Genomic DNA, 9,657 nt, shown 5'->3' with positions numbered 1-9,657 from the left:
ATTTAGCGGTGTAGCAGGCCTACACTAGATATAAATTGGGGGTGTCAACTTGAAAGATTTAATTATAAAAGCAAAACAAGGAGATAGCATGGCTACTGAAACTATTATAAATAAATATATGCCTTTGGTAATAAGTGAGGCATCAAAATATCATATACCAGGGTATGAGTTTGAGGATATTGTACAACATAGTATTTTAAGTATTATAAAAGCTATTAATTTATATAATATAAATTCAAATTCTTTTAGCTCGTTTTTAGCTATCACAGTTAAACGTAGTAATATAAATCTACTTAAAGGAACAATTAAGCATTATAGAGAAGTTCAAGATGAAACTATATTGAATAATAGCATAGATTTATATGGTTTTACTGTGGAAGATGAAGTTATAGCTTATGATATGGTGGATAAATTAGGAGAAGCCCTTAATAAATTATCAAATGTGGACAAGCAACTTATAGTTGACTTTTATATAAAAAGGAAAAAGATAAAAGAGATAGCAAATAAGCAAGGTATTTTGGAGAAAGAAGCTTACTCTAGGAAAAAAAGTGCAATTAAAAAGTTAAAAAGGTTCCTTTGAGTTGTATATATAGTATAGACAAGCAACTTCAAGTAAATAAAGTTTTCGTAATGTTTGTCTTTAAGACAAGCAACTTCAACTAATAATTTATACATGTCCAAAACTCCTTAAAACATGGAGATTTTGTACAAGTGTAAATTGAGTTTACGTAGTGTTTGTCTTTTATAACTGAATATGAGTTATATCATATTAACCAATAGGAGGAGAAGTTATGTATGAAGAATTTACTAAACTTATTTCTACTGTGGGTTTTCCAATTGGGGTTTGTGTGTACTTGCTTGTTAGATTTGAAAAGCGTATTGAAGAACTCAATAGATCTATTTCAGAACTAACTGCAGTTATCACAACAGTTATGGGTAATCAAAAGAGATGAGCTTAATCCCCTCATCTTTTTTTGGATATATTTTAAATTGTTTTAAGGGGAGTCTTGTGTTGCGGGATATGAGAAAAAAGCGTTGTAGATATCTTGTTATTTATTTTTTCTTGCTCTAAATTTATCTGTAATTTTATAGAATAATGATTCTGATATGCTTATACATACTGTTGCTATTATTATATAAATAGCAAACTCTAGCGATAAAAACTTTTGATACTCAATACCTAATAAACTGGTTATTTTTTCGGCTAGTAAAAAGCCAATTCCAAATTGAATAAAACTAATTAAAAGACTATTTATTTTCCTTTTCAAAATATTATCATCCCCTGTGGTTTAATCTTTATTGTTCATTATTTTGATTTTATTATTACTGTTATGTCGTAACTATAGAAACATACGCACTAACTTTTTATAAATAATATACTGGAATTACAACGAATATTGTAATTATAATAAACAATATACCAAAGGAAATTGAAAGTTTTTTTGAAAATTTATTTTTTGGTTTTGAATTTAATCCTTTGAACAATAACCCGCACCCAGTATAGGTAAATATTATTGGAGTACCAATTTTACCAGGAATTAAACCAAACAAATAACTTACACAAAATATAAATAATATTACTGAAAACAATACCTTTATCCATCTTATTTTTTTATTATTAATCTAAACCACCACCTCTAATTAATAATTTACATTTATATTTTAAATTCGTCTTATCTTACAAGGACCTCTTAAAACTCAAAATTCCTTTTCTAAATTATACTCAATATAGTAAATATTATCAATAATGATATGAATATAAATTTTGTAAAAATAAATTTTCAAAAATGGGTTTATAACTTGTATATATATAGTGAATGACATTTTAAGGCTAGGCTTAAGAATTAGTTCTACTTTGCTTTCAAAAATATGAGGTTTTTAATCATTTTTCAAAAGCAATTAGTAGAAGTTATTCTTCAACGATGCCTAAGGGAAGGGGGATTTAACATGGCAGTTATGGTAACACCAATTAAGAGTGATTTGACCATCAGAGTTATCTCAGGCTTAGATGGAGATGGTAATGATGTGCTTCAAACAAAAAGTTTCTCTAAAGTTAAGGTGGATGCAGCTGATCAAGATGTTTTTGATGTTGCAAATGCTATCGCAGACGTACTGTTGAGCCCGGTTTTTGACATTAAAAGAGTTAACGCTGAATTACTTGAAGAAGGTATATAATATACCAAGTTCTTTTAAGTAGGTTGGCAGAGCTCCAGGTAAGTTTATTTTTACTGGAGCTCATAACACTACAAATGTCAGGAAAAGTACGAAGTAACACTATATCTTGTTTTTAGTTATTTTAAGTAAGGCATTGAGCAGTAAAAGAATCTAGTTTTTATTTAATAAAAGATTAGAAATTAGAGCTAGTTAAAACATAAAAAATAAAATGGAGGTTATGAAAATGAAAAAGTTAGTTATGAAATTTAAAGATGCTGCAGGGGATACAAAGTCTATGACCATCACAGATGTAAAGGATGGTTTAACTCAAGCAAATGCAGAAGCACTCATGGATGTTTTAATTGCAAAAGATGTATTTGCATGGGGTCCAGAATCATTATCTTTAAAAGAAGCTGCTTCAATTGTTGAAACAACTGAAACTGAATTATTTGATATTGAAGCGTAATTTAAAAAGCTCTTGCCCACGGGCAGAGCTTTTTTCAGTGGGTAATGATTTAAAAGATAAAAAGGGTGGTGGAAAATTTGAATATTATAGATAGAAATTTAAAATTTATGAGTGATCTTCAGTATGGTAATAAACCAAATACTATTGTATTACATCATGCTGCAAGCAGAAATTGTTCTATAGAACAAATACATTATTGGCACCTCCAAAAAGGTTGGTCAGGCTGTGGGTATCATTTTTTTGTTAGAAAAGATGGAACTGTTTATAAAGGTAGAGAAGAAAATGTAGTAGGGGCTCATTGTAAGAATCATAATACAGGATCTATTGGGATTTGTGCTGAAGGTGATTATAGTAAAGATATTATGCCTAAGTTGCAGAAAGAAGCTGTTGTAGAGCTATGTGAATACTTGATGGGTAAATATGAGATAAAGAATATTTATGGCCATAAAGAGTTAGGGGGTACAGAATGTCCGGGGAAGAAATATCCGCTTAATGAGATTAAAGAAGAAGTTAAGGAAAATATTAAATTGGGAGGATCTTATCCTGGGTATTTGATTAAGAAGGATAGTCATAAGTTTGATTGGAATGTGGTTAAGATTCAGAGGAGATTGGTGGAGCTTGGGTATAGTGTTGGGGTTTGTGGAGCGGATGGATATTTTGGTGGGGATACTGAGAAAGCAGTTAGGGATTTTCAGGGGGATGTTGGGATTGAGATTGGGGTTGATGGTGTTGTTGGGCGGATTACGTGGGGGAGGTTGTTTGGGTAGAGTTTTATGAGGAGCATCCGAATAAAAATAGAGTGATTATTAGTCTTGATTATAGTGTATAATATAAGTAAAGGAATATAGTGGAGATAGGTAGGTGAAATTTATGCCATATAATGTGAAGATTGAGTTAGATAATTTATTAAAAGAAATAAATCAAGTTTCAGATGTAAATTCTATTTATTTGTTTGGATCTTATGCCTATGGAAATCCTAATGAAGATAGCGATTTAGACATATGTGTAGTAACCGATGACAAAAGCAAAAGAAAAATTGAAATCATGAAATTAATAAGAAAATCAATATCTAAAGTGGCAACAATGCCAGTTGATTTATTAGTTTATTATAGTGATGAATTTAATGAAATAGCTAAATCGGAGTGCACTATGGAACATGAAATTTTACTTCAGGGAGTTAAACTTTATGGATAAAAAAGAGATAGCTAAATAGCAACCAAAGAAAGTCTTTCGTTTCACTTCAGCATTTCTTTGGAATTACCTCTGGGGTGTAAAATTTTACTGTTAATAGATATGAGGGTGATAAAAGTGGGGGAGAGATTTTTTAAATCATTATGGATATTCATGATTAAAGGTCAATCTTAAAAACAATCCTCTCACAATCTGGACTATAAGCCTCAATCTGTCCATTATGCTGTTCAACAATAGACTTAGCAACTGCTAGCCCAATACCAAAGCCAGCGATCTTACTATTTCTAGATTTATCCCCCCGGTAAAACCTTTCAAAAAACTCATTATGACTACCTTCATCAATAAAGGGTACTGTATTCTCCACTAACAAACCAAATCCTTTATTCTTTTTCCAAAGTTTAACACGAATCAAGGCATCTTTCGAACTATATTTCAAGGAATTCTCCATCAATATAAACATAACCTTCTCAAGGGCATCATAATCCCCATAAATTCTAATACCATCTGTAATTTCAGTTTGCAATTCCTTGCCAGTAGCAAGCAAGGCTGGTTCAAAGCCATAAACAACATCACTTACCAAGTCCGACAAATCCAGCTCTTTAAGCTTTAATTGATTAGATTTTTCATCCATCCTAGACAATACCACCAAATCATTACTTAACATAGTAAGTCGCTCAACTTGTTTATTAACGCTTTTCACCCATTTTGTACTACCAGATTCCATTTCAATCAACTGCATATCAGTGGCAATAATGGTCAGTGGAGTTTTTAATTCATGAGAAGCATCAGTGATAAATTGTTTTTGTTTTTCATAAGACTCTTTTATGGGTCTCATAACAAACTTCATAAAAATCTTTACCAAAATTCCAACCAACAACACCAACAAAGCATAAACAGCTAAACTAATTAGCAAAAAGTTCCTTGCAGATTCCTGTTCAAAAGAATAATCAAGAAAATACACACTGACAATATCCTCTTCTTTGACAATTAAGTATCTAAATCCATCAATAAAGCCAGTGTTACTATCTTCATCAACTACAGCCAAAGTCATAGACAAAGCAATTTCTTTATCAATAAAACCCGTTCCATTAGTTACAAAGGCCTCAGAAGTTCCATCCTGTGAAATTACAACAGAAAAAGATTTGATAGATTCCATATCTATAAATCCCATACTTTCACTTTTGTCAAAAAACATATCTGAATTTTTTTCAGCAATGTTACGAAGAATAATATCAGCTTTTTTAACATTAATATTACTGCTAATAACCTGAACCGCCAATACAAGTAAAAGCAATACCAAACTTATAACTGATATTGCTACAATTGTAAATCGTTTTTCCATTTTTTTAATCATCAATTACCACCAACCTATACCCAGTATTTCTTTTAGCATTTACCTGAGTATTTGCACCGATTTTTCTAAGCTTTTTTCGTAAATTAGAAATATTAACCCATATAACAGACATATCTGCATCACTGTCATAGCCCCAAATACGTTCAAATATTCGCTCTGCTGATATAAACTGATCTTTGTTATTCATAAAAATCTCCATCATCTGGAACTCCTTATTACCAAGAAAAGCACTGCCACCTTCTGAGATAATCTCACTATTAACTAGGTCAAGTTTAACATTTCCCATTACAATATGATTTTCCGATCTTCCTTCACTTTTTCTACGTGTCATGGTCCTGATTCTAGCAAGAAGCTCATCAATGGCGAAAGGTTTAGTCAAGTAATCGTCCGCCCCACTGTCAAGTCCGTCAACTCTGTCGCTAATCTGAGTTTTAGCTGTTAACAGAAGAATAGGAATTTCGACTCCTTTGCTACGTAGTTCTCTCAGTGCCTCTAGGCCATCTTTCTTGGGCATCATAACATCAAAAATCGCTGCATCATAATTTCCAGCATCCATGTATTCTACTGCATCTTGCCCGTTGTATACCGCATCCACAGAATAGTTATTCTTTTGAAGCACCGTAACCAACGCCTCCGATAAATCTCTTTCATCTTCTGCTAACAGAATCCTCATAATTACACCTCTTTTTATCTGAACTTAATATTTATTATCATTTTACCTTAAAACAAGCGAATCATGCAAAGCAATATTTAAAACTTAATTAGATTTAAATTTTGAAAGAATACCCACTTGTTGGACTTTAATCTCAGTTTGTTTAACACCATCAACCATAACATCACCTGCATTAAAAGCAATTGTACCATCTACATCAAAAGCAGCCATACCACCTTCTACATTAATTATACCACCATTAATAGTAAAATCACCATTGGAGTCAAAACCGTCAGTATCACCATCAGCCATAGCCACATTTACAATACCACCATTCACCTCAATCACAGCTCTGTAGGAAGTTTTAAAAGTAGCATTAATACCGTCATCCGTAGAGTAAATTGTAACTTCACCATCATTAATAATGATTTGAGAAGCCTCTAAACCTTCCTGACAACTATCGATATTAATAGTTCCTCCATTAATTAAAACGGCACTATTACCGCGAATTGCATCATCACTGGCTACAATATTAATCAAACCACCTTCAATAAATACATAACCAAGAGATTCATCTTCATTATTTTCACTATGCATTGCATCATTACTGCTATTAATAGAAATTTCACCGTCATAAATTCTAATGGAATCATTAGCTTCAAGGCCATCCTTTAATGCAACAATATTATAAGTACCGCCTGTAATCTTCAAAACATCTTTGCTACTAATCCCATTGCCAGTTTCTGAGTTAATATCCAATGTACCTATTCCATTGAACACCACATCTGTTTTAGAAAATACAACAGCATCAAGCTTTGTTTCACCATCAGCTTTATATTCGCCAGTGACACTTATATCATTTTTAGAATCAGTGGTTGTAACAAAAACTTTATCACCGGATTTCACATATACTACTGGTTTATCCTCATTTACAATACTAACACCATCAAAAACTAATTGAACCTTTTCTGTTTTATCAACTTCAACAATAATCATAGCATCTTTATAGTCACCACTAATAACAAATACACCTTCCTTATCAACCACAATATCTTTGCCATCTTCAAGATTAAGTACTACTGAATCATTTATATCAGGAACTTGTATCAAATCTTTTTCAGAAAACATATCTGCTACATTCAATTCAACATTAGGGGCTTTTGAATTAGCATCTACCAAAGCTTTACCTTCAGCGGTCAACTCTCCAGTAAGTATATTCACTCCTTTTTGCTGCTGCACATCATAAATTTTAAAACCAACAAATCCTCCTAGTACAACAACAATAACTCCAACAATAATTAATGATACCTTTATTATCTTCTTCATATAATTTCTCCTTCCAATTTTTACATCTGATAATCATTAAGGCCTATAAAAAACTTTCCAAATGTTCTTTGCCTTAAACATATAATACTTCATCAACCTAAAATGAACCTAAAGCCAAAAAAGAAAGCACTCTTTAATTATAATTAAAGTATGCTTTCTATAAATATTTGTGGGTAAACCTTTGAAGAAACTATTCCAATAAAAAACCTGTGAAATCTCAAACCCACTTAAACTTTGAAGGTGATTTTAGATATGAAACGGGGTAGAATTAGTAACACCCCAACTAGTAGTAATAATACTGACCCTAATACGGCAATCTCTGGTAAAATCATAACTTCAGTCACAGTGATTAGGGCAAAATACATGGCTATAGCACTTAAAATTCCCAATGTTGAAGTGTACCATTTCCTCATTTGAAAACCCACCGCACAAGTCCAGCCAATGAGAAAAGATAAAGGCATTCTAAGATAATCAGTAATTGCAGACAGTATTGAAAAGCTGTCATAGTAAATAATTGAAATTAAAATAGGTACAAACAGAAATAATGATATTATACTCATGGTACCTGTATAGGCCCAAAAGAACTGTTTTCTAGTAAGTCCTCGTGAAACATATAACCTAGTTGCAATCAGTGGATATACAATCCCCATTATTAGAAGGTATATATTAAAGGTATATATTATGGAATCAGCCATCCAGTAGGAGGGATACATGTTTACATAAGAAAATACACTAAAAAGTATGGCCATTATCAATGCATAAATTCCTATAAATATGCATGTGGACTTGGCTTGTATTGATAGCAGAAGTTTCAAAGCTTTTTTTGTCATTATTCCTTTCCTCCTTTTTCGGTCATATATATGAATAAATCCTGTAGTGAAGGCTGAGAGAATTCAAGACCTTCTTTTGTAGCAGCAAGTCGCTCTCTTTCAGATATCTGCCCAAACAATACTGCCTCTTTTTGATTACCCAAGGTTCGCTGGGACAGGACTTCACGATTTTTTACGAAATTGTCTACTGATTCAATAAATCCAGTTACTGTTGTACCTTTTGATCGAAGGGTATCACAGTCATCATGGACTAATACCTTTCCCTTATTAATAATTATGGCTTCGCTGAAAAGTCCTTCCATCTCATTCACATAGTGAGTTGAAAATAAAATAAGCTTTGGCCTATTTGTAAAGTCTGATAAAAGTTCGCTGATAAAAAGCTTACGCATGGCAGCATCCATACCTATATATGATTCATCATATATAGTAATGGGTGTTTGTCCAGCCAGCCCCATAATCACATTTACTGCCGAACGCATACCGTGACTTAATGCACCCATTTTTTTCTTCACTGGTATTTCAAATAGCTTTAAAAGTTTTTCGGCATAAGCAGCATCCCAGTTGGGACGGAGTGCAGCCGTTATTTTCAGTAGTTCTTTTACTTGAAAGTCATTTTCTGATTCACTTTTATTATCATAAATAAAAGCAATTTGTGGCAATATGTTCTCATTCTCATAAGGATTTTCACCGGATAAGGTTATTGTTCCTGAGGTTGGTCTACTGTAGGCGCTAAGCAAGGATAAAAGTGAGGTTTTACCTGCACCGTTCCTACCAATCACCCCACATATTCCTTGATTAGGAAGTTTTAAATTCACATTATTAAGTGCATAGGTCTTTCCATATTTAATTGATACATTTTCAAGATTAATCATTTTTTTCTCCTTTCCATCCACTATCAATCATTTCATGAATCTCCTTTAGGGTAAAACCCAAAGGTTTTGCCAGGGCAATCAAAGGTTCTATCTGTTCCTGAAAAAATGATTGTAAAAAGTGTTTTTTAAGCTTTTCAGGTGCATGGGCACTTACAAACATTCCGAGTCCACGCTTTTTATAAATTATGCCCTCATCCACAAGAAGATTAATCCCTTTCAGCACAGTTACAGGATTTATCTTGTAATAGCTTACAAGCTGGCTGTTTGAGGGTATCTGATCTTCAGGTTTCAGCCTCCCATTGAGAATATCATCCTCAATAGACTCTTTGATCTGCAGATAAATTGGGCGGTTAGTGTCCAGGGTTGATTTCATGATAGCTCCGTTGCCAAAACATTATAGAACTCTATAAAGCTTGTTTAATTCCCTGTTCAACGTGTCCGATTTTGTAATTCAAAAGAATGAATATACTACTTTCGTTTGATGTGACACTCCTAGGGCTTAAATTCCCATACAACGCATGGTACACATTAGCAGTATCTTTTAAGTGATTAGCCTACTAATTTATATCTTGAAAGATTAATACTTGCATTATAATCTCTATCTATAACACAACCGCATTTTTCACAGATATATGTCCTTTCTGATAATGAAAGATTTGCTTTTATATGTCCACACTCACTACAAGTCTTTGATGATGGATACCATGTATCAGCTTCGATAAACTCAATTCCATTGAACTCACATTTATATTGAATTTGTCTTTTAAACTCATATAAGCATTGTTGTGCAATAGCTTTTGATAAATGCTTAT

The 9,657-nt window shown here is 32.5% G+C and carries 14 protein-coding genes; 6 read left to right on the top strand and 8 right to left on the bottom strand.

The genetic code is table 11. From position 1 onward, the window contains the following. The first annotated feature begins 49 nt into the window (after positions 1-49). Together BUB83_RS20360 and BUB83_RS20355 are read left to right on the top strand one after the other, a co-directional pair. Entirely contained in the window at positions 50-580 is a 531-nt protein-coding gene (locus BUB83_RS20360) for a sigma-70 family RNA polymerase sigma factor (protein ID WP_073340934.1), read from the top strand. 211 nt (positions 581-791) lie between these two features. Continuing rightward, positions 792-953 (top strand): YvrJ family protein, encoded by a 162-nt coding sequence (locus BUB83_RS20355; RefSeq protein ID WP_073340933.1) that lies wholly within the window; start codon positions 792-794, stop codon positions 951-953. 96 nt (positions 954-1,049) lie between these two features. On the opposite strand, the gene BUB83_RS20350 is transcribed toward BUB83_RS20355, so the two are convergent. Further along, entirely contained in the window at positions 1,050-1,268 is a 219-nt protein-coding gene (locus BUB83_RS20350) for a hypothetical protein (RefSeq protein ID WP_073340932.1), read from the bottom strand. 601 nt (positions 1,269-1,869) lie between these two features. On the opposite strand from BUB83_RS20350, the gene BUB83_RS20340 reads away from it, so the two are divergent. From BUB83_RS20340 to BUB83_RS20325, 4 genes are all read left to right on the top strand, one after another. Further along, positions 1,870-2,175 (top strand): DUF1659 domain-containing protein, encoded by a 306-nt coding sequence (locus BUB83_RS20340; protein WP_084133736.1) that lies wholly within the window; start codon positions 1,870-1,872, stop codon positions 2,173-2,175. 223 nt (positions 2,176-2,398) lie between these two features. Continuing rightward, positions 2,399-2,620 carry a DUF2922 domain-containing protein gene (locus BUB83_RS20335; RefSeq protein WP_073340929.1) on the top strand — a complete coding sequence of 74 codons (222 nt, stop codon included), beginning with the start codon at positions 2,399-2,401 and terminating at the stop codon, positions 2,618-2,620. 77 nt (positions 2,621-2,697) lie between these two features. Beyond that, positions 2,698-3,387, top strand: coding sequence for a peptidoglycan recognition protein family protein (locus BUB83_RS20330; protein ID WP_073340928.1), 690 nt, complete (start codon positions 2,698-2,700; stop codon positions 3,385-3,387). Between the two features lie 103 nt (positions 3,388-3,490). Next, positions 3,491-3,814, top strand: a complete 324-nt coding sequence (locus BUB83_RS20325; RefSeq protein WP_073340935.1) for a nucleotidyltransferase domain-containing protein — start codon at positions 3,491-3,493, stop codon at positions 3,812-3,814. Positions 3,815-3,968: 154 nt separating this feature from the next. On the opposite strand, the gene BUB83_RS20320 is transcribed toward BUB83_RS20325, so the two are convergent. The 7 genes from BUB83_RS20320 to BUB83_RS20290 all read right to left on the bottom strand — a co-directional run. Continuing rightward, positions 3,969-5,153, bottom strand: coding sequence for a sensor histidine kinase (locus BUB83_RS20320; RefSeq protein ID WP_159434127.1), 1,185 nt, complete (start codon positions 5,151-5,153; stop codon positions 3,969-3,971). A 4-nt stretch (positions 5,154-5,157) separates the two neighbouring features. Continuing rightward, positions 5,158-5,838, bottom strand: coding sequence for a response regulator transcription factor (locus BUB83_RS20315; RefSeq protein WP_073340926.1), 681 nt, complete (start codon positions 5,836-5,838; stop codon positions 5,158-5,160). A gap of 84 nt (positions 5,839-5,922) precedes the next feature. Further along, positions 5,923-7,143 (bottom strand): carbohydrate-binding domain-containing protein, encoded by a 1,221-nt coding sequence (locus BUB83_RS20310; RefSeq protein WP_073340925.1) that lies wholly within the window; start codon positions 7,141-7,143, stop codon positions 5,923-5,925. 227 nt (positions 7,144-7,370) lie between these two features. Next, positions 7,371-7,973 (bottom strand): hypothetical protein, encoded by a 603-nt coding sequence (locus tag BUB83_RS20305; protein ID WP_073340924.1) that lies wholly within the window; start codon positions 7,971-7,973, stop codon positions 7,371-7,373. Beyond that, positions 7,973-8,845: an ATP-binding cassette domain-containing protein gene (locus BUB83_RS20300; RefSeq protein ID WP_073340923.1), complete on the bottom strand. Its 873-nt coding sequence runs from the start codon at positions 8,843-8,845 to the stop codon at positions 7,973-7,975. The genes BUB83_RS20305 and BUB83_RS20300 overlap by 1 nt, the downstream gene beginning before the upstream one ends. After that, positions 8,838-9,218 (bottom strand): GntR family transcriptional regulator, encoded by a 381-nt coding sequence (locus BUB83_RS20295; RefSeq protein WP_073340922.1) that lies wholly within the window; start codon positions 9,216-9,218, stop codon positions 8,838-8,840. The genes BUB83_RS20300 and BUB83_RS20295 overlap by 8 nt, the downstream gene beginning before the upstream one ends. A 176-nt stretch (positions 9,219-9,394) precedes the next feature. Next, positions 9,395-9,657 (bottom strand): RNA-guided endonuclease InsQ/TnpB family protein (locus tag BUB83_RS20290; protein WP_143160616.1); only part of this gene is annotated, 263 nt, incomplete at its 5' end.

The organism is Clostridium grantii DSM 8605 (genome assembly GCF_900129965.1).
GTDB lineage: Bacteria > Bacillota > Clostridia > Clostridiales > Clostridiaceae > Clostridium_AF > Clostridium_AF grantii.
The sequence above is the reverse complement of the archived record's forward strand: the minus strand, read 5'-3'. Positions and strand labels throughout refer to the sequence as shown.

What these genes read in the sequence shown, in the direction of transcription:
- BUB83_RS20335 (WP_073340929.1), top strand. Translation starts at nt 2,399, where the DNA reads ATGAAAAAGTTAGTTATGAAATTTAAAGATGCTGCAGGGGATACAAAG.
- BUB83_RS20300 (WP_073340923.1), bottom strand. Translation starts at nt 8,845, where the DNA reads ATGATTAATCTTGAAAATGTATCAATTAAATATGGAAAGACCTATGCA.
- BUB83_RS20315 (WP_073340926.1), bottom strand. Translation starts at nt 5,838, where the DNA reads ATGAGGATTCTGTTAGCAGAAGATGAAAGAGATTTATCGGAGGCGTTG.
- BUB83_RS20305 (WP_073340924.1), bottom strand. Translation starts at nt 7,973, where the DNA reads ATGACAAAAAAAGCTTTGAAACTTCTGCTATCAATACAAGCCAAGTCC.
- BUB83_RS20325 (WP_073340935.1), top strand. Translation starts at nt 3,491, where the DNA reads ATGCCATATAATGTGAAGATTGAGTTAGATAATTTATTAAAAGAAATA.
- BUB83_RS20320 (WP_159434127.1), bottom strand. Translation starts at nt 5,153, where the DNA reads ATGGAAAAACGATTTACAATTGTAGCAATATCAGTTATAAGTTTGGTA.
- BUB83_RS20310 (WP_073340925.1), bottom strand. Translation starts at nt 7,143, where the DNA reads ATGAAGAAGATAATAAAGGTATCATTAATTATTGTTGGAGTTATTGTT.
- BUB83_RS20355 (WP_073340933.1), top strand. Translation starts at nt 792, where the DNA reads ATGTATGAAGAATTTACTAAACTTATTTCTACTGTGGGTTTTCCAATT.
- BUB83_RS20295 (WP_073340922.1), bottom strand. Translation starts at nt 9,218, where the DNA reads ATGAAATCAACCCTGGACACTAACCGCCCAATTTATCTGCAGATCAAA.
- BUB83_RS20340 (WP_084133736.1), top strand. Translation starts at nt 1,870, where the DNA reads ATGAGGTTTTTAATCATTTTTCAAAAGCAATTAGTAGAAGTTATTCTT.